Here is a 17,462-nt window from a genome sequence, read left to right as displayed (position 1 = left end):
CCAGCAGCGGCAGGTCGCTGGCGGCCGCATCGTGTGGGCGAAAGCCGAACAGCTTGAGCAGGGCTTCCACGCATTTTTGTTCGCGCTGGCGCACGGCCTTGCGCAACTCGCCGATGGCTTGCTGCTCATCTTCAGTGACCACGCTGCGTCGGCACGCGGCGCAGTCGATCAACAATTCGGCGATCAAGCGAGCGGCGCTTTGCTGGCGGGCCTGGCGTTGGGCTTGCTGGTCCAGGATCAGCCGCTCCAACTGCGGCCGTGCGTTTTCCAGCAGCAGGGCCAGGCTTTCATACAGGCGACGCTCGCCGTCTTCCGGCGGCGCGACACTGTCAAAACGCACCAGCGCATGCAGGCCGAGGCGGGCCAGGGCTTCACGCCAGTCCGGCTCGCGGTGGTCGCTGCTGCTGACGAAATTGAGCACCGGCAGCAACGGCTTGCCGCAACTGGCCAGCACTTGCAGCTCATCGCGGTACTTGGCCAGCACCGGCTCGCGGGCGTCGATCACATACAGGCCGGCGTCCGAGGCCAGCAGTTGGCGCAGCACCTTGGCTTCCTGCTCGAAACGCTGGCGGGCTTCACTGCCGTCGAGGAAGCGTGCGAGGCGCGCCGGGCCGTCCAGGCGTTCGCCAGGGCGGTCGAGGCGTTCCAGGTAGTCGAGCAGGGCGATGGCATCTTCCAGGCCGGGCGTGTCGTACAGCTCCAGCAAGGCTTCGCCGTCCACCGACAGGCGCGCGCCTTCCACATGCCGCGTGGTGCTGGGGCGATGGGAGACTTCGCCGAAGCCCACGTCACGGGTCAGGGTGCGCAGCAGCGAGGTCTTGCCCACGTTGGTGTGGCCGACCACGGCGAGTTTCAGTGGTTTAGTCATGACCGGTCTCCAGCCAGTTCAGCGGCGCGCAGTCGGCGAAGGGCAGCTCCAGCTGTTGCAGCGCGGTGTGCCAATCGCCCAGGCGTTCGGCATCCAGCGCCTGGCCCGGCGGCGCTTGCAGCAACCAGACGCGGGTGGCCGCGGCACTGCGTGCGAGTTCGGCGATCAGCGCCAGGCTGCCGCGATCCGGCGAACGGCGCGGGTCGCAGGCGATGGCCAGGCGTGCGGGCGGGAAGCGGGTGAGCTGTTCCAGCAGCTTGTTGCGCGATTCCCGGCTGTCGAGGATGCCGGCGTTTTTTACCTGGGCCGGCAGTTTGGGCGGCCAGGGGTGCTGGTCGTCCAGCTCAATGGCCACCAGCAGGGCGCCGGCGCTTTCCTGCTCACTGACGCCACCGGTGACGTGGTGCAATTGTTCGGGCGCGGCGTCGTTGATTCCGAGGCGTTCGCTGCTGGGCATCAGGCGTTCGCGCAGTTGGCTGTAGCCCGGCAGGTTCAGGTCCAGGCGCAAGGCGGCGCGTCCGCGTTGCCAGCGCCACAGGCACAACAGGGCGAGGATCAACCGTGGCAGCAGGCCATACACCAGCAGTACGCCTACCAGCCAGGCCGCCCAGGCTTGACGGGCGCTTTCGATATTCAAGGCGGAGTCGCCGCTGGCGCGGATCATCTCGACGGTCGGCACGTTGAAGCCGAGCATCGCGGGGAGTGCGCCGAGGGCCTGGGTCATGGCGACGAAGGTGTCGGCGCCGAGGATGGTGGTTTCCCACACAAAGCCGTAGCGCCGGGTGGCGAGCAGTGTCAGCAGAATCACCAGCGCGCTGAACAGTGCCAGCAGCCACAGGCCGTTGACCAGCACGCCGACCGCCCAGCGATTGAGTTTCTGGCGCTGCAACAACAGCAATAACGCCGGGGCCAATTGCGCGGCCTTGGCGTCGCGGGCGAGTTTCTCACTGAGCCACAACCACAGGCGGCCGAGGCTGGCGCTGTGTTCGCCAGCCAACAGCAGGCCCAAGGCCCAACTTATCAGCAGGATCAGATTCAAGCCGAGCAGGCTGCCCAGGGCCCAGAACACATTCACCGGGGTCAGGCCGTTGCCCAGCGCGGCAAAGGCCAGCCCGGCGCCGCTGACGACAGCGACCAGCGCCAGCAGCACCAGCGCCAGGCGCGCACCTTGCAGCCAGCGGGTAAGGGCGGCGGTCAGCCCGTCGCGCTCGGCCAGATGCAGGGCGCGATGCTGGATACGCGTCGGCAGGTCGCCACCGGCCGTGCGGGCCAGGCGGTTGGCTTCCAGGTCTCGAGATTGCCTGCGTGTTCTTCACGCAGGCGCACGGTTTCTGTCAGCCAGAGTTTTTGCAGGGGGTTCAGTGCAGTCACGCGCCGTCCTGTTGTGTCAGTGAGCCTGGAGCATAACCGCTGGGTCGTGGCTCTGGTATTCTCGTCGCCATGAAAAAAACTCTCCCTTTAAGCCTGATCGCAGCCCTCGGTGAAAACCGTGTGATCGGCGTCGACAACAGCATGCCCTGGCACTTGCCGGGGGATTTCAAATATTTCAAGGCCACCACCCTTGGCAAGCCGATCATCATGGGGCGCAAGACCTGGGATTCCCTGGGCCGACCGCTGCCGGGGCGCTTGAATCTGGTGGTTAGCCGTCAGACCGACCTGGCGCTGGAAGGTGCGGAAGTTTTTCCGTCACTGGACGCGGCGGTCGAGCGGGCTGAAGCCTGGGCGCTGGAGCACGGCGTGGATGAGCTGATGCTGATCGGCGGTGCGCAGTTGTATGCGCAGGGGCTGGAGCAGGCGGATCGCCTGTATCTGACGCGGGTGGCGCTGAGCCCGGAAGGGGATGCGTGGTTTCCGGAGTTTGATATGAACCGGTGGAAGCTGGTTTCAAATCTGGAGAATGCGGCTGAAGGGGATAAGCCGGCTTACAACTTTGAGGTTTGGGAGAGAGAGCAGTTGCTGGCTTAAAGCTACAAGCTGCAAGTAAAAGCAGATGGGCTCTTACTTGCAGCTTGAGGCTGGTAGCTTGTAACTCAGCTAACCAGCTGCCCATGCTCATCGGCATCCAACAAGGCTTTGTCCGTCTGCCCCATGATCTGGCTGGTAATCGCGCCCGCCGTCATCGAACCGTTCACGTTCAACGCCGTGCGGCCCATGTCGATCAGCGGCTCCACGGAAATCAGCAGCGCCACCAGTGACACCGGCAAGCCCATGGCCGGCAGCACGATCAGCGCGGCAAAGGTCGCACCGCCGCCCACGCCCGCCACACCGGCCGAACTCAGGGTCACAATCGCCACCAGGGTCGCAATCCACAGCGGGTCCAGCGGGTTGATGCCCACGGTCGGCGCTACCATCACCGCCAACATCGCAGGATAAAGACCGGCACAACCGTTCTGGCCGATGGTCGCGCCAAACGAGGCGGCGAACCCGGCGATGGATTGCGGGATGCCCAGGCGGCGGGTCTGCGCCTCAATGCTCAGCGGGATAGCCGCTGCGCTGGAGCGGCTGGTGAAGGCGAAGGTCAGTACCGGCCAGACCTTGCGGAAAAACCGCAGCGGGTTGATCCCGGCCAGCGACAGCAGCAAGCCATGCACCACGAACATCAGGCCCAGCGCCAGGTACGACACCAGCACAAAACTGCCGAGCTTGATGATGTCTTGCAGGTTGGAACCGGCGACCACCTTGGTCATCAGCGCCAATACGCCGTACGGCGTCAGCTTCATCACCAGGCGCACCAGGCGCATCACCCAGGCTTGCAGGGTGTCGATGGCGTTGAGTACTTTCTGGCCTTTTTCCACGTCATCCTTGAGCAGTTGCAGCGCGGCAACGCCCAGGAATGCAGCGAAAATCACCACGCTGATAATCGACGTCGGCTTGGCCCGGGCCAGATCGGCGAATGGGTTCGACGGCACGAACGAGAGCAGCAACTGCGGGATATTCAGGTCGGCGACCTTGCCCGCGTAATCACTCTGGATCACTTGCAGGCGCGCCATTTCCTGGGTGCCGGCCACCAGGCCGTCGGCGGTGAGGCCGAACAGGTTGGTCAGGCCGATACCGATCAAGGCCGCAATCGCGGTGGTGAACAGCAGCGTGCCGATGGTCAGGAAGCTGATCTTGCCCAGGGACGCCGCGTTGTGCAGACGCGCCACAGCGCTGAGGATCGAGGCAAATACCAGCGGGATCACGATCATTTGCAGCAATTGCACGTAGCCATTGCCGACCAGGTCGAACCAGCCGATGGAGGCCTTGAGCACCGGGTTGCCGGCACCGTAGATGCTGTGCAGCGCCACGCCGAATGCCACGCCCAGGACCAGGGCGAACAAGACCTTCTTGGCGAGGCTCCAGTGAGTGCGACGGGTTTGTGCCAAGCCCAACAGCAGGGCCACGAACACCAGTAAGTTGAGAATCAGAGGCAGATTCATTGAAGCTCCGTTGAGAAGGCAGCCAATCGCGTGAGCCTGCGATTGCGAACCGGAAAGCCTAACAGCTTGATATTTATTGATTTAATACCGATATGGAATGGCAACTGTCGTTTTTGGAATAAGCCGTTGACGCTCAGGTGTATGCCGCTGGCGGGATCAGGACGCGCGCGGTCGCGCTCAACATGGGAACTGTCACGCGGATTTGTTAGCGTCGATGTCTTTCACTCAGGGAGACAACGCCGATGAAGCTTGCGCCGAAACTACTGGTATCCGCCGCACTGTGCCTGGGACTCGCCAGCCAGGCGTTTGCCGCCACCGAGTTGAAACACTGGCCCGCGCCTGCCGCCAAGCAACTGAACGACATGATCGCCGCCAACGCCAACAAGGGTAACTACGCGGTGTTCGACATGGACAACACGAGCTACCGCTACGACCTTGAAGAGTCCCTGCTGCCCTACATGGAAAACAAGGGCCTGATCACCCGCGACAGTCTCGATCCCTCGCTCAAGCTTATGCCGTTCAAAGACACCGCCGACCATAAGGAAAGTCTGTTCAGTTACTACTATCGCCTGTGCGAAGTGGACGACATGGTCTGCTACCCATGGGTTGCCCAGGTGTTTTCCGGCTTCACCCTCAAGGAACTCAAGGTCCAGGTGGATGAGCTGATGGCGTCCGGCAAGCCCGTGCCGGTCAGCTATTTCGAAGGCGATGTGGTGAAGAAGTCCGAGGTGCAGCCGCCGAAAGTCTTCACCGGCCAGACCGAGCTGTACAACAAGCTGATGGAAAACGGCATCGAGGTGTACGTGATGACCGCCGCTTCCGAGGAGCTGGTGCGCATGGTCGCGGCGGATCCGAAGTACGGCTACAACGTCAAACCCGAAAACGTCATCGGCGTGAGCACCCTGCTCAAGGACCGCAAGACCGGCGAGCTGACCACAGCGCGTAAACAGATCACAGCTGGCAAATACGACGAAAAAGCCAACCTCGGCCTGGAGCTGACGCCCTACCTGTGGACCCCGGCAACCTGGATGGCTGGTAAGCACGCGGCGATCCTCACCTACATCGACGAATGGAAAAAACCGGTGATCGTCGGCGGCGACACACCCACCAGCGACGGCTACATGCTGTTCCACGATGTGGACGTGGCCAAGGGCGGCGTGCACCTGTGGATCAACCGCAAGGACAAATACATGACCCAACTCAACGGCATGATGGCCAAGCACGCAGCGGCGCAGGCCAAGGAAGGGTTGCCGGTGACGGCGGACAAAAACTGGGTGATCGTCAAGCCGGAGGACATTCAGTAAAACCGAGTCGCCTGCTAATCGGGGGCAAGCCCCCTCCCACATTTTGATGTGGACACAGTCACGTGTGGGAGGGGGCTTGCCCCCCGATGGCTATCTCAAGAACACCATAAAGCCCCAGCAAAAATAGATATCAATTGCGAACCAATCTCATCCTCTGCTAGCGTGCGCACCTCCTGAACCCTCCGTTCCCTTCAAGGTCGTGCCGTGCTCTCTTGGAATTCGCAGATCGCGCGCCTGTTCGCGGAGCAGAAGAAAGCCCTCGAAGCCTTCGTCACCCGTCGCACCGGCAGTGCCCAAGTGGCGGCTGACCTGACCCAGGAGTCGTTCCTGCGCCTGGCGCGCCTGGAGTCCGGCGAGAAGATCGACAACCTGCCAGCCTTCCTCTTCACCATCGCCAGCAACCTGGTGCGTGATCACCAGCGCCAGGCCATTCGCCGTGAGCGCCTGGACGCCGGCGAGCCCAGCGAAGAACTGCCGTGCAGCAACCCCGGTGCCGATGAACAATTGGCCGCCTACCAGCAAGAACAATTGATGCAGGACGCCATCCTGGCGTTGCCCGAAGCGACTCGGCAGATCTTCCTGCTCTATCATGTCGACGAACTTTCCTACCGCGAGATTGGCGAACGCTTGTCGATCACCCCGCGCAGTGTGGAATACCAATTGCGTCGCGCCTTGATTGAATGCCGCGCCTACATCAAGACGCGGCTAGCCTGCGATGCACAAGGACGTCGGTCATGACTGCCACACCTACTGCCGACGAACTGTTCGCCGAAGCGTCCGGTTGGTATTTCCGCCTGCAGGCCGAAGACGTCACGCCTGATGAGCTGGACGCCTTTGCCATCTGGCTGGGGCAGGGCAGTGCCCAGGATCAAGCCTGGCAGGAAGTGCAAGCGATGCTCGGCGGCCTGCGCGAACCGGCGCAGCGGGTTCGCCGGGCGGAGCAAGCTGCCTGGCGCAGACCAGTGCGCCGTTGGGCCGCCGCCGCTGCCGTGCTGCTGGCGCTGGGCCTCACCGTGCAAAACACGCCCCTGGCTCGACCGCCTGCGCGCCGACTATGCCACCGGCACCGGTGAGACGCGCACCATCGAACTGGCCGACGGCTCGCACCTGCAACTCAACACCGACAGCGCGGTGCAGGTGCGCATGAGTGCGGGCGAACGGCAGATCCGCTTACTGCGCGGCGAAGGCTTCTTCGAGGTGACCAAAGATCCGGCGCGGCCCTTTGTGGTGCAATCCGGCGATGGCTGGGTGAAGGTGGTCGGCACGCAGTTCAGCGTGGCGCGCCGTGATGCGCAAACGCGGGTGCAGGTGGCGCAGGGCAAGGTCGAGGTCAGCGCCGGCAGCGGCGCGCCGGTGTATCTGGAGCCTGGGCGGGCGGTGGAGTATCAGGGCCGGCAACTGGCGCAGGCGCATGGTTTCGAGCCGGCCAGCGGCTTTGCCTGGCGCCAGCGGCAACTGGTGTTCCGCCAGCAGCCGTTGTCCGAGGTGGTCAGCGAGTTGAACCGTTACTGGCCTGGAAAAACCCTGGTGCTCGGTGATGCACTGCGCAATCGCGTGGTGTCTGGTGTGTTTGAAATCGACAAACCCGAGGCCGTGATCAAGGCGCTGGAGTACACCCTCAACCTGCACACCGAGCACTACACCCCGTATTTACTGGTGCTGCGCGAAGGCAAGGCGTCTTGAACGCAACTTTTTGAAAAAACTTTCAGGGTTTCTCCCCAAGCGGTCGTCCTTGATCACTGAGGCGTAAATAGTAAGCACTCTCAAGTAGTGCGGCGCCGATCACAGACTTTTTGCACCGGGGAGCACCATCCATGGCACATCGATTCGCCGCACGGCCCTTGCTGGCATTGGCTATCTCACTGGCCAGCGGCACCGCGCCGCTGTATTTGCACGCCGCCGAGACTGTCCAGGCCCAGACGTACCGTTTTGATATTCCAGGGCAAAGCCTGGATGGCGCATTGGCGGCGTTTTCGGCGGTGACGCGGGTGCAGGTGCTGGTGTCCGGGGAGTTGACCCAAGGGGTGATGTCGCCGGGTGTAAAAGGCACCGTGGGTCAACGCGAAGCCTTGGGGCAACTGCTCGGTGGAACTGGCTTGAGGGCGGCATTCATCAATTCCGATACCGTGACCCTGGAAAAAACCGTGGCCACAGGCTCCGCCATCGAAGTCGGCGCCACCACCATCAGCGCCGAACGCCTTGGCGTGACCACTGAAGGCAGCGGTTCCTACACCACCGGCGCCGTAACCCTGGGCAAGGGCGAGCAAAAGCTCAAGGACATCCCGCAATCGGTCAGCGTCATGACCCGCAAGCAGATGGATGACCAGAACACCACCAAGCTCTCCGAGGTGGTCAAGCGCACGCCTGGCCTGACCGCGACCAAATCTCCCGGCCCCGGCATGTTTATCTTCTCCCGTGGTTTTGAAGTCGGCACCCTGCAATACGACGGCGTGGGCATCCCGCGTAATACCTATACGCTGGGCAGCTACCTCACCGAGAACATGGCAATCTACGATCGCGTCGAAACCCTGCGCGGCCCGGCTGCCTTGCTGCAAGGCGCCAACAGCCCCGGTGGCACCATGAACCTGGTGCGCAAGCGCGGCCAGCAGGCGCCGACCGTGACCATTACCGCCAAGGCGGGCTCCTGGGACCATTACGGCACCCAAGTGGATGCCGGCGGCCCGCTGAACGCCGAAGGCACGTTACGTGGCCGTTTTGTGGCTGACTACGACACCACAGATTCGTTTGTCGATTACGTCGGTGGCTGGAATCAGACGGTCTATGGCGCCGTGGACTACGACTTCAGCCCCGACACCACCGTCGGCGTAGGCATCAGCAACCAGAAAGGTCACTCGCGGCCCAACTTCATGTCGTTGCCGCGTTACGCCGATGGTAGCGATATCGGCCTGTCGCGCTCGACCTTTGTCGGCGCCAGTTGGAACCGTAACGTCAACAACCAGACCCAGGTGTTTGCCGATATCGAGCATCGCTTCAACGAGGACTGGAAGGTGAAAGCGGCGCTGGTGGCAATGGATGAACACAACGACGCAACCTACCAGGCGACATGGGACACCGTCCCTGTAGGCGGCGGCACTGTGCCCTACGTGGACTGGATCACCGACTTCAATACCAAGAGCCGCGGCGCCGATGTGTATGTAAACGGCAAGTTCGAGGGGCTGGGCTTGCAGCAGGAGATGGTGCTGGGGGCCAACTATTCCAAACTCACCACCAATGACCAGTGGGCACGGGCGTCAAATCCCGGTGCGGATATCTTCAACATCGACCACAACCGCCCGCAGCGCGACGCATCGCAATTGTTCAGGGACGGCGCCGCCTCCAAGAGCTGGTATGACATCCGTCAGAAAGGCATCTATGGCACCTGGCGCGTAAAAGTCCTGGACCCACTGACCCTGATTGTTGGTGCACGCACCAGTTGGTATGACTATGCCTACATTGGCCAGGGCGGGTTCGGCGGTGTGTATAACGCAGCCGAGAAAAGCACCACGCAAACCACTGGCAAGGTCACGCCATATGCAGGCCTGGTCTACGCCCTGAACGAACAGTGGTCGGCCTACGCCAGCTACGCCGACGCCTTTGAACCGCAAACCAACCTGACCACTTCCGGTTCGTTGCTCAAACCTATCGAAGGCAAAAACTATGAGATGGGCATCAAGGGCGAGTTGGCCGAGGGTCGCCTCAATACCTCGTTTGCCATCTTCCGCTATGACCAGGAAAACCGTGGCGTCCAGGACCTGCAAGGGCCGATGAACTGCAATGGTTGGTACTGCTCGGTCGCCTCGGGCGAGGTCCGCAGCCAAGGCTTTGAAGCCACACTGGGCGGTGAAGTGCTGCCAGGCCTGCAACTGGCCTCCAGCTACACCTACAACACCACCAAATTCCTCAAGGATGACACCTACGAAGGCAAGATCTTCAGCACCTGGACCCCCAAGCACCTGCTCAAGGTCTGGGGTGATTACCAACTTCCGGGCGACTGGAACAAAGTCAGCGTCGGCGCCGGCGTGACCGCGCAAAGCAGCACCGAAGCCTACGACCGCACGTTCAGCGTCCCGGGCAATGCACTGTGGGACTCGCGAGTGGCGTACAAGATCAACCAGGAATTCACCGTGGCGGCAAACCTGAACAATATGTTCGACAAGAAGTACTACATCCCGGCGTATAACGCGAACTGGGGCAGCAACTACTATGGCGATCCACGTAATGTGATGTTTACCATGACCTACACACCGCAGTTCTGATTCCTTACAACAGCTAATGTGGGAGGGGGCAAGTTCCTCCTACATTTTGGTCTGCAGTGTTCTGGAGAATTGCTCCAGGCAAAAAAATGCCCCGCACCAGGCGGGGCATTTTTATGGGCGCGGCTTACAAACCGTCAAGCATCGCCTTGTTACGCACAGCACCTTTGTCGGCGCTGGTGGCCAGCAGGGCATAAGCCTTCAAGGCGGTCGTCACTTTACGTGGACGCTTCTCAACCGGCTTCCAGCCTTTCTTGTCCTGCTCAACCCGGCGTGCCGCCAGTTCTTCGTCGCTGATCAACAGGTTGATCGAGCGGTTCGGAATGTCGATCAGCACCTTGTCGCCATCCTGCACCAGGCCAATCGCGCCACCCGCAGCAGCTTCCGGCGAAGCATGGCCGATGGACAGGCCCGAGGTGCCGCCGGAGAAGCGGCCGTCGGTCAGCAGGGCGCAGGCTTTGCCCAGGCCTTTGGACTTGAGGTACGACGTCGGGTAGAGCATCTCCTGCATACCCGGGCCGCCTTTCGGGCCTTCGTAGCGGATGATCACGATGTCGCCTTCTTTCACTTCGTCGGCGAGGATGCCGCGTACCGAGCTGTCCTGGCTTTCGTAGATCTTGGCGCGACCTTCGAAGACGTGGATGGATTCATCCACACCGGCGGTTTTGACTACGCAGCCGTCGACGGCGATGTTGCCGTACAGCACGGCCAGGCCGCCTTCCTGCGAGTAGGCGTGCTCGACACTGCGGATGCAGCCGTTTTCACGGTCGTCGTCGAGGGTGTCCCAACGGGTCGACTGGCTGAACGCAGTCTGAGTCGGGATGCCCGCCGGGCCGGCCTTGAAGAAGGTGTGCACGGCTTCGTCGTCAGTCTGGGTGATGTCCCACTTGGCGATGCCTTCGGCCAGGGACTTGCTGTGCACGGTCGGCAGGTCGGTGTGCAGCAGGCCGCCACGGGCCAGGGAGCCCAGGATTGAGAAGATCCCGCCGGCGCGGTGCACGTCTTCCATGTGGTACTTCTGGATGTTCGGCGCGACTTTGCACAGTTGCGGCACGTGACGGGACAGACGGTCGATGTCGCGCAGGTCGAAATCGATCTCGGCTTCCTGGGCGGCGGCCAGCAAGTGCAGGATGGTGTTGGTGGAACCGCCCATGGCGATGTCCAGGGTCATGGCGTTTTCGAACGCCTTGAAGTTGGCGATGTTGCGCGGCAGCACCGAGTCATCGTTCTCGGTGTAGTAACGCTTGCACAGCTCGACGATGGTGCGGCCGGCCTGCAGGAACAGCTGCTCGCGGTCGCTGTGGGTGGCCAGTGTCGAGCCGTTGCCCGGCAAGGCCAGGCCCAGGGCTTCCACCAGGCAGTTCATCGAGTTGGCGGTGAACATGCCGGAGCATGAACCGCACGTCGGGCAAGCGCTGCGCTCGTATTCCGCGACCTTCTCGTCAGAAGCGCTGGAATCGGCGGCGATGACCATGGCGTCGACCAGGTCGAGGCCGTGGGAGGCGAGCTTGGTCTTGCCGGCTTCCATCGGGCCGCCGGAGACGAAGATCACCGGGATATTCAGGCGCAGGGAGGCCATGAGCATGCCGGGGGTGATCTTGTCGCAGTTGGAGATGCACACGATAGCGTCGGCGCAGTGGGCGTTGACCATGTATTCCACGGAGTCGGCGATGATCTCGCGGCTCGGCAGCGAATACAGCATGCCGTCATGGCCCATGGCGATGCCGTCGTCCACGGCGATGGTGTTGAATTCCTTGGCGACGCCGCCAGCGCGTTCGATCTCGCGGGCGACCAGTTGGCCCAGGTCCTTGAGGTGGACGTGGCCCGGTACGAACTGGGTGAACGAGTTGGCAATCGCGATGATCGGCTTCTTGAAGTCGTCATCTTTCATCCCCGTGGCACGCCACAGTGCGCGCGCGCCGGCCATGTTGCGGCCGTGGGTGGATGTTTTCGAGCGGTAATCTGGCATGGAGCACTCCGGGCGGCTAATCAGGTAACTACTAATCAGGTACTACTGGGGAGTGAGCTTCTGTTGACGTCTGGAACACCCGAAAAATGGCACTGGTGTCCGGAAGTTGCCGCAAACGTGACGGGATCGCCGTGCGCATTGGCCTTGAGCTCATAAACCCGCCGGGGGATGACTGGCGATGAATAGGGCCGATTCTACACCGCTGGCGGCTGGAGGGAACGGGGCAATACTCAGGGCCGCAGGCTTTGTTTAGACTAGCGGCCCTTTGCCCTCACCCCACTCCAAAGGAATTGGAATGCCCGTTATCCATCGTTTTCTTGGGTTCTACCTGCTGATCGGCCTGATCCAGGGAATCGTCTTCTATTTCTCCGACCAGCTCTATCGCTTGAGCGAGACGCTGTTTTTTGTCACCTACACCGTGGTGTTGGTGGGTGGCACCACCTTGCAGTTGCTGGGGGAAAAAGCCCGACAGTGGCGCTCCTTGTTGCCTACGCTGGCGTTCACCCTGTTGATGGGCGGCATGACGCTGTCGGTGTGCTACGGCCTCGACCATGTCGGCAATAACCGCTGGCTGATCAACTCCTGGTTCATCAGTGTGGTGGTACTGAGTTACGTCTGTGCGACGTTTCTGCTTGCCTGGCCCGCCGTAAAAGGGCAGCGCTGGCGCTATGAAGACCTGTTCCAACAAGCCTGGAACAGTGTGTTTATCGTGCTGTACGCCCTGATTCTGGTGGGTGTGTTCATGTTATTGCTAAAGCTCTGGGGCCGGCTTTTTTTGATGCTGGGTATCGAGTTCTTCGAGCGCCACTTCTGGAGCCAGTTATTCCTGTGCATCAGCCTGCCGCTGGTATTCGCCTTGGGCATGTACTTGGGCGGGCGCAGCGAGAAAATCATCGGCCAGATGCGCGGCATGCTGTTCAGCGCGTGTGGCTTGTTGTTGCCGCTGATCGCACTGATCAGTGTGCTGTTTACCCTCACCTTGCCGTTCACCGGTCTGGAACGGATCTGGGCCACGGGCTATTCCACGCCGATCTTGCTGGTGCTGGCCGGTGTACAGCTGTTCTTGCTCAACGGCGTATTCCAGGAGGGCGTCCAAGCCCGGCCGTATCCTAAATGGCTGACGCACTTTATCGAGTTGAGCCTGCTATGCCTGCCGATCCTGGCCGCGTTGGCGTTTTACTCAAGCTGGCTGCGGGTCGAGCAGTACGCCCTGTCGCCGCAACGCTTCGTCGCCCTGGCGGCGGCGCTGCTGTGTGGCCTGTACGGCCTTGCGGCAGTATGGGCGGTGGCCTTGCGCTCGCCGGTCTGGCTGGGCAACTTGCGTATCACCAACCCGGCCCTGGCGTTGCTGTTCTGTGGGCTGGTGGTGTTGATTAATACGCCGATCCTCGATCCGGTGCGCCTGAGCGTCAACGATCAGGTCCAGCGTTTGCTTGACGGGCGCACCAAGGCTGAAGCGTTCGATGCGCACTACCTGCGGTTTGGCTTGGAGAAGGCGGGCGAGGAGGCGTATGCGAAGTTGCAGGTCGACCTGGACCAGGAGCGCATTCTGGACGCGCAAGGGCGCCGCGCGTTGCGTGAGCGGATGGAAGACACCGCGCTGAGTTTCACTGAGCGCTATGCCAAGGAACGGGCCGAGCGGCCCAAGCCCGAACTGGAATGGATCGGCCCGGCGCCCAAAGGCAGCGAACAGTTTGCCGAACTCAGCCTGAACACCGATGCGCCTTGCGCGCCCGGTTGTGTGCTGTGGGCGGTCGATCTCGACAGGGATGGCCAGCCTGAAGTGCTGGCGATACCCCGCACCAGCTACCGTCACGACTTCAAACCGCCGCGTATTTTCGTGCTGGACGAGCAGGGTGAATGGGACGATCGCGGCCCGCTGCTGTGGACGCAACTGCCGACGGTTACGTCGACACTGAAACGCTGATCCACGACATCCGCGAAGGCAAGGTTTCCCTGGTCAAGCCGCGCTATCTGCAATTGCAGTCCAGTGACATGTTGCTCAGCCCGGTGATTCGGCAGCCTTAAGCGGAGATCGAAAACACCAGGGTGAACAGGCTGATTGACAGCGCGATATCGGCGCTAGGCGTGTCGAACCTTGTCGCCAGGGCAGGGAAATAGGGCAGCAGGATATTGATCGGGAAGAAGCTGATGAGGATAAAGCGGGAAAGGGTGGGCCCAGACATTGTTTTTGTTTTCCGGAGTAAAACCAGAAACCGATACTAGTCTGCGAAAAATGGAATTCAATCAAAAGCGTTGAGAGAAACTTCCTGAATTGATGTGGCTTGCTTGGGTAGGAAGAGCTTTCACGGCAACCACAAAACAAATGTGGGAGGGGGCTTGCCCCCGATTGCGTAGTGTCAGCCCCATATTAGCTGGCTGACACACGGCTATCGGGGGCAAGCCCCCTCCCACCTTTTTATCTGTGCTTGGCTTTAGCTGTTTGGCAACAACCGGCACGTAATGCTCTTGATGTACCGCGTCTCGACAATCGCCGGGTGCACCGGATGATCCGGACCTTGGCCGCCGCGTTCGAGCATTTGGATATTGCGGTCCAGGTGACGGGCGCTGGTCAGCAGGATGTTTTGCAGGTCGTCTTCCGGCAGGTGCATGGAGCACGAAGCGCTGACCAGGATGCCGTCCTTGCTGAGCAGGCGCATGGCTTGCTCGTTGAGGCGGCGGTAGGCGCCTTCGCCGTTTTTCATGTCTTTTTTGCGTTTGATGAAGGCCGGTGGGTCGGCGACGATCACGTCGAAACGCTCTTCGCTGGCTTTCAGCTCTTTGAGGGCTTCAAAGACGTCGCCTTCGATGCAGGTCATCTTCTCGGCAACGCCGTTCAGCGCAGCATTGCGCTCTACGCCGTCGAGGGCGAAGGCGGATGCATCGACGCAGAACACTTCACTGGCGCCGAAGGCTGCGGCTTGCACGCCCCAGCCGCCGATGTAGCTGTACAGGTCGAGTACGCGTTTGCCCTTGGCATAGGGAGCCAGGCGCGCACGGTTCATGCGGTGGTCGTAGAACCAGCCGGTTTTCTGGCCCTGGATCACCGGGGCTTCGAATTTCACGCCGTTCTCTTCCAGCGCAACCCACTCCGGCACCAGGCCGAATACGGTTTCGACGTAGCGGTTGAGGCCTTCGGCGTCGCGTGCGGCGGAGTCGTTCTTGAACAGGATGCCGCTCGGCTTGAGCACTTGGGTCAGTGCAGCGATCACGTCTTCCTTGTGGGCTTCCATGGTCGCCGAGGCGATCTGTACTACCAGGATGTCGCCGAAACGGTCGACCACCAGGCCCGGCAGCAGGTCGGAATCGCCGTAGACCAGGCGGTAGAACGGCTTGTCGAACAGGCGATCACGCAGGGACAGGGCAACGTTGATGCGGTGCACCAGCAGCGACTTGTCCAGCGGCAACTTGATGTCGCGTGACAGCAGGCGGGCGCAGATCAGGTTGTTCGGGCTCATGGCCACGATGCCCAGGGTCTTGCCGCCGGCCGCTTCCAGGATTGCCTGGTCGCCTGCCTGGAAGCCGTTAAGAGGTATGGCAGCCACATCGATTTCGTTGCTGTAGACCCACAGGTGGCCGTTGCGCAAACGACGATCGGCGTTGGCTTTGAGACGCAGGCTTGGCAGGGACATGACGTCGCTCCGGAAAAAAGAGCGGGAGTATACCTCTTGCGCACCGGCTCATGTGTGAGCTGGCTTGCCTGCGATGCAGGCGGCGCGGTGTATCTGACGTACGGCGGTGATGCTATCGGGGGCAAGCCCCCTCCCACATTTGATCGGGTTTCAGTTTGGGTTGTGGGTGTCGGCCATGTCTGCTTAGGGGGTAGAATCCTCGCCTAGCCCAGAGTGTGTACTTATGTCCCAAGAGCTTTCAGCCGAACAGATCCAACAGGCCCTGCAAGGCATCAGCGTGCCGCCCCAGCCGCAAATCATGGTGGATTTGCAGATGGAGCAGTACATGCCCGACCCGGATCTGGAAGTGATCGCGCGGTTGATTTCCCAGGACCCAGGCCTGTCGGGCGCGCTGCTGAAGATCGTCAACTCGCCGTATTACGGCCTGAGCAACAAGATCGCCTCGATCCAGCGCGCAGTGAACCTGCTGGGCAGCCGGTCAATCATCAACCTGATCAACGCGCAGTCGATCCGGGGCGAGATGAGCGACGACACCATCGTCACCCTCAACCGCTTCTGGGACACGGCCCAGGATGTGGCCATGACCTGCCTCACCCTGGCCAAGCGCACGGGTTCCCAGGCAGTCGACGAGGCCTATGCCTTGGGCCTGTTCCACGATTGCGGCGTGCCGCTGATGCTCAAGCGTTTCCCCAACTACATGACCGTGCTGGAAGAGGCCTACGCTGACGCCGGCCCTGACTGCCGCGTGGTCGACACCGAAAACAACGCCTTTCACACCAACCACGCCGTGGTCGGGTATTACACCGCCAAGTCCTGGCGCCTGCCGGAGCATGTGACCGATGCCATCGCCAACCACCACAACGCCCTGGCGGTTTTCAGCGACGAGTCCTCGCGCAATCCGCAGGTGAAGAACCTGCTGGCGATCCTGAAGATGGCCGAGCACATCTGCTCGTCCTACCGGGTGCTGGGCAACCAGTCGGTTGACCATGAGTGGAACGCCATTGGCCCTCTGGTGCTGGACTACGTGGGCCTGTCGGATTACGACTTTGAGAGCATGAAGTTGTCGATCCGCGAACTGGGCGCACACTGACCCTTCCTTCAAGAGGTACGCATGCCCGAGTTACCCGAAGTCGAAACCACCCGCCGCGGGATTGCGCCGCACCTGGAAGGCCAGCGGGTCAGCCGCGTAGTCGTACGTGAGCGGCGCCTGCGCTGGCCGATCCCGGAAGATCTGGATGTGCGCCTGTCCGGGCAGCGCATCGTACTGGTGGAGCGGCGTGCCAAGTACCTGTTGATCAATGCCGAGGTGGGCACTTTGATCAGTCACTTGGGCATGTCGGGCAATTTGCGCCTGGTGGAAGTCGGTATGCCGGCGGCCAAGCATGAGCATGTGGATATCGAGCTGGAGTCGGGCATGGCCCTGCGTTATACCGACCCACGGCGCTTTGGCGCGATGCTCTGGAGCCAGGATCCGCACAACCATGAGCTGTTGATCCGCCTGGGGCCGGAGCCGTTGACCGACCTGTTTGATGGCGAGCGCCTGTTCCAGCTGTCCCGCAAGCGGTCGATGGCGGTGAAGCCGTTCATCATGGACAACGCGGTCGTGGTGGGCGTGGGCAATATCTACGCGACAGAAGCGTTGTTTGCGGCGGGGATTGATCCGCGTCGTGAGGCGGGGGGCATTTCGCGGGCGCGGTATTTGAAGCTGGCGATTGAGATCAAGCGCGTGCTGGCGGCCGCCATCGAGCGGGGCGGCACCACGTTGCGCGACTTTATCGGTGGCGACGGGCAGCCGGGGTATTTCCAGCAGGAGTTGTTCGTCTATGGCCGGGGAGGCGAGGCGTGCAAGGTGTGCGGGACTGAACTGCGCAATGTGGTGCTGGGGCAGCGGGCGAGTGTGTTTTGCCCGAGGTGTCAGGGCTGATCGGTGTGTAGTGGCTGATACCGCTATCGGGGGCAAGCCCCCTCCGACATTTTGAGTGTATTTACAGATCAACGTGTGGGAGGGGGGCTTGCC

The 17,462-nt window shown here is 61.6% G+C and carries 14 protein-coding genes and 2 pseudogenes; 10 read left to right on the top strand and 6 right to left on the bottom strand.

Features of this window, described 5'->3' with window-relative positions:
- Nucleotides 1-868, bottom strand: an 868-nt coding sequence (locus tag IQK56_RS12295) for a DUF3482 domain-containing protein (RefSeq protein ID WP_193901713.1), incomplete at its 3' end; no start/stop codon positions are given.
- A pseudogene (locus tag IQK56_RS12290) lies at nucleotides 861-2,239 on the bottom strand (DUF2868 domain-containing protein). The gene IQK56_RS12295 and the pseudogene IQK56_RS12290, both read right to left, overlap by 8 nt.
- Nucleotides 2,240-2,308: 69 nt before the next feature.
- Here IQK56_RS12290 and IQK56_RS12285 point away from each other — a divergent pair.
- Nucleotides 2,309-2,833: a dihydrofolate reductase gene (locus IQK56_RS12285; RefSeq protein ID WP_193863305.1), complete on the top strand. Its 525-nt coding sequence runs from the start codon at nucleotides 2,309-2,311 to the stop codon at nucleotides 2,831-2,833.
- Nucleotides 2,834-2,898: 65 nt separating this feature from the next.
- Here IQK56_RS12285 and IQK56_RS12280 read toward each other — a convergent pair whose 3' ends face one another.
- Nucleotides 2,899-4,287 (bottom strand): L-cystine transporter, encoded by a 1,389-nt coding sequence (locus tag IQK56_RS12280; protein ID WP_193863303.1) that lies wholly within the window; start codon nucleotides 4,285-4,287, stop codon nucleotides 2,899-2,901.
- Between the two features lie 242 nt (nucleotides 4,288-4,529).
- Between IQK56_RS12280 and IQK56_RS12275 the strand changes: the two genes are divergently transcribed.
- The 5 genes from IQK56_RS12275 to IQK56_RS12260 all read left to right on the top strand — a co-directional run bounded on the left by IQK56_RS12275 (nucleotide 4,530) and on the right by IQK56_RS12260 (nucleotide 9,847).
- Entirely contained in the window at nucleotides 4,530-5,591 is a 1,062-nt protein-coding gene (locus tag IQK56_RS12275; RefSeq protein WP_150674421.1) for an HAD family hydrolase, read from the top strand.
- Between the two features lie 204 nt (nucleotides 5,592-5,795).
- Nucleotides 5,796-6,329: an RNA polymerase sigma factor gene (locus tag IQK56_RS12270; RefSeq protein ID WP_122307980.1), complete on the top strand. Its 534-nt coding sequence runs from the start codon at nucleotides 5,796-5,798 to the stop codon at nucleotides 6,327-6,329.
- Nucleotides 6,326-6,664, top strand: a complete 339-nt coding sequence (locus IQK56_RS31140) for a FecR/PupR family sigma factor regulator (RefSeq protein ID WP_246500207.1) — start codon at nucleotides 6,326-6,328, stop codon at nucleotides 6,662-6,664. The genes IQK56_RS12270 and IQK56_RS31140 overlap by 4 nt, the downstream gene beginning before the upstream one ends.
- Nucleotides 6,576-7,274 (top strand): FecR family protein, encoded by a 699-nt coding sequence (locus tag IQK56_RS12265; RefSeq protein WP_246500208.1) that lies wholly within the window; start codon nucleotides 6,576-6,578, stop codon nucleotides 7,272-7,274. The genes IQK56_RS31140 and IQK56_RS12265 overlap by 89 nt, the downstream gene beginning before the upstream one ends.
- Before the next feature lie 131 nt (nucleotides 7,275-7,405).
- Nucleotides 7,406-9,847: a TonB-dependent siderophore receptor gene (locus tag IQK56_RS12260; protein WP_150760280.1), complete on the top strand. Its 2,442-nt coding sequence runs from the start codon at nucleotides 7,406-7,408 to the stop codon at nucleotides 9,845-9,847.
- A gap of 124 nt (nucleotides 9,848-9,971) precedes the next feature.
- On the opposite strand, the gene ilvD is transcribed toward IQK56_RS12260, so the two are convergent.
- Nucleotides 9,972-11,813 carry a dihydroxy-acid dehydratase gene (gene ilvD / locus IQK56_RS12255; protein WP_150674419.1) on the bottom strand — a complete coding sequence of 614 codons (1,842 nt, stop codon included), beginning with the start codon at nucleotides 11,811-11,813 and terminating at the stop codon, nucleotides 9,972-9,974.
- 295 nt (nucleotides 11,814-12,108) lie between these two features.
- Between ilvD and IQK56_RS12250 the strand changes: the two genes are divergently transcribed.
- Both IQK56_RS12250 and IQK56_RS31135 read left to right on the top strand, forming a co-directional pair.
- Nucleotides 12,109-13,740 carry a DUF4153 domain-containing protein gene (locus IQK56_RS12250; RefSeq protein WP_246500206.1) on the top strand — a complete coding sequence of 544 codons (1,632 nt, stop codon included), beginning with the start codon at nucleotides 12,109-12,111 and terminating at the stop codon, nucleotides 13,738-13,740.
- Nucleotides 13,698-13,841 (top strand): hypothetical protein, encoded by a 144-nt coding sequence (locus tag IQK56_RS31135; RefSeq protein WP_246500205.1) that lies wholly within the window; start codon nucleotides 13,698-13,700, stop codon nucleotides 13,839-13,841. The genes IQK56_RS12250 and IQK56_RS31135 overlap by 43 nt, the downstream gene beginning before the upstream one ends.
- A gap of 2 nt (nucleotides 13,842-13,843) precedes the next feature.
- On the opposite strand, the pseudogene IQK56_RS12245 reads toward IQK56_RS31135, so the two are convergent.
- Both IQK56_RS12245 and IQK56_RS12240 read right to left on the bottom strand, forming a co-directional pair.
- Nucleotides 13,844-13,999: pseudogene (locus IQK56_RS12245) on the bottom strand (MFS transporter); the annotation flags it as partial.
- 249 nt (nucleotides 14,000-14,248) lie between these two features.
- A complete protein-coding gene (locus IQK56_RS12240; RefSeq protein ID WP_193863301.1) occupies nucleotides 14,249-15,445 on the bottom strand; it encodes a class I SAM-dependent rRNA methyltransferase in 1,197 nt (398 codons plus the stop codon).
- Between the two features lie 277 nt (nucleotides 15,446-15,722).
- Here IQK56_RS12240 and IQK56_RS12235 point away from each other — a divergent pair, with 277 nt between their 5' ends.
- Both IQK56_RS12235 and mutM read left to right on the top strand, forming a co-directional pair.
- Nucleotides 15,723-16,535, top strand: coding sequence for an HDOD domain-containing protein (locus IQK56_RS12235; RefSeq protein ID WP_193863308.1), 813 nt, complete (start codon nucleotides 15,723-15,725; stop codon nucleotides 16,533-16,535).
- Nucleotides 16,536-16,556: 21 nt separating this feature from the next.
- Nucleotides 16,557-17,369, top strand: a complete 813-nt coding sequence (gene mutM, locus IQK56_RS12230; protein ID WP_122307985.1) for a bifunctional DNA-formamidopyrimidine glycosylase/DNA-(apurinic or apyrimidinic site) lyase — start codon at nucleotides 16,557-16,559, stop codon at nucleotides 17,367-17,369.
- Nucleotides 17,370-17,462 lie beyond the last annotated feature (93 nt).

Origin of the sequence: Pseudomonas cyclaminis, assembly GCF_015163715.1 — a bacterium.
Lineage (GTDB): Bacteria > Pseudomonadota > Gammaproteobacteria > Pseudomonadales > Pseudomonadaceae > Aquipseudomonas > Aquipseudomonas cyclaminis.
The sequence above is the reverse complement of the archived record's forward strand: the minus strand, read 5'-3'. Positions and strand labels throughout refer to the sequence as shown.

What these genes read in the sequence shown, in the direction of transcription:
- IQK56_RS31140 (WP_246500207.1), top strand. Translation starts at nt 6,326, where the DNA reads ATGACTGCCACACCTACTGCCGACGAACTGTTCGCCGAAGCGTCCGGT.
- IQK56_RS12240 (WP_193863301.1), bottom strand. Translation starts at nt 15,445, where the DNA reads ATGTCCCTGCCAAGCCTGCGTCTCAAAGCCAACGCCGATCGTCGTTTG.
- IQK56_RS12275 (WP_150674421.1), top strand. Translation starts at nt 4,530, where the DNA reads ATGAAGCTTGCGCCGAAACTACTGGTATCCGCCGCACTGTGCCTGGGA.
- IQK56_RS12260 (WP_150760280.1), top strand. Translation starts at nt 7,406, where the DNA reads ATGGCACATCGATTCGCCGCACGGCCCTTGCTGGCATTGGCTATCTCA.
- IQK56_RS12285 (WP_193863305.1), top strand. Translation starts at nt 2,309, where the DNA reads ATGAAAAAAACTCTCCCTTTAAGCCTGATCGCAGCCCTCGGTGAAAAC.
- IQK56_RS12250 (WP_246500206.1), top strand. Translation starts at nt 12,109, where the DNA reads ATGCCCGTTATCCATCGTTTTCTTGGGTTCTACCTGCTGATCGGCCTG.
- mutM (WP_122307985.1), top strand. Translation starts at nt 16,557, where the DNA reads ATGCCCGAGTTACCCGAAGTCGAAACCACCCGCCGCGGGATTGCGCCG.
- IQK56_RS12280 (WP_193863303.1), bottom strand. Translation starts at nt 4,287, where the DNA reads ATGAATCTGCCTCTGATTCTCAACTTACTGGTGTTCGTGGCCCTGCTG.
- ilvD (WP_150674419.1), bottom strand. Translation starts at nt 11,813, where the DNA reads ATGCCAGATTACCGCTCGAAAACATCCACCCACGGCCGCAACATGGCC.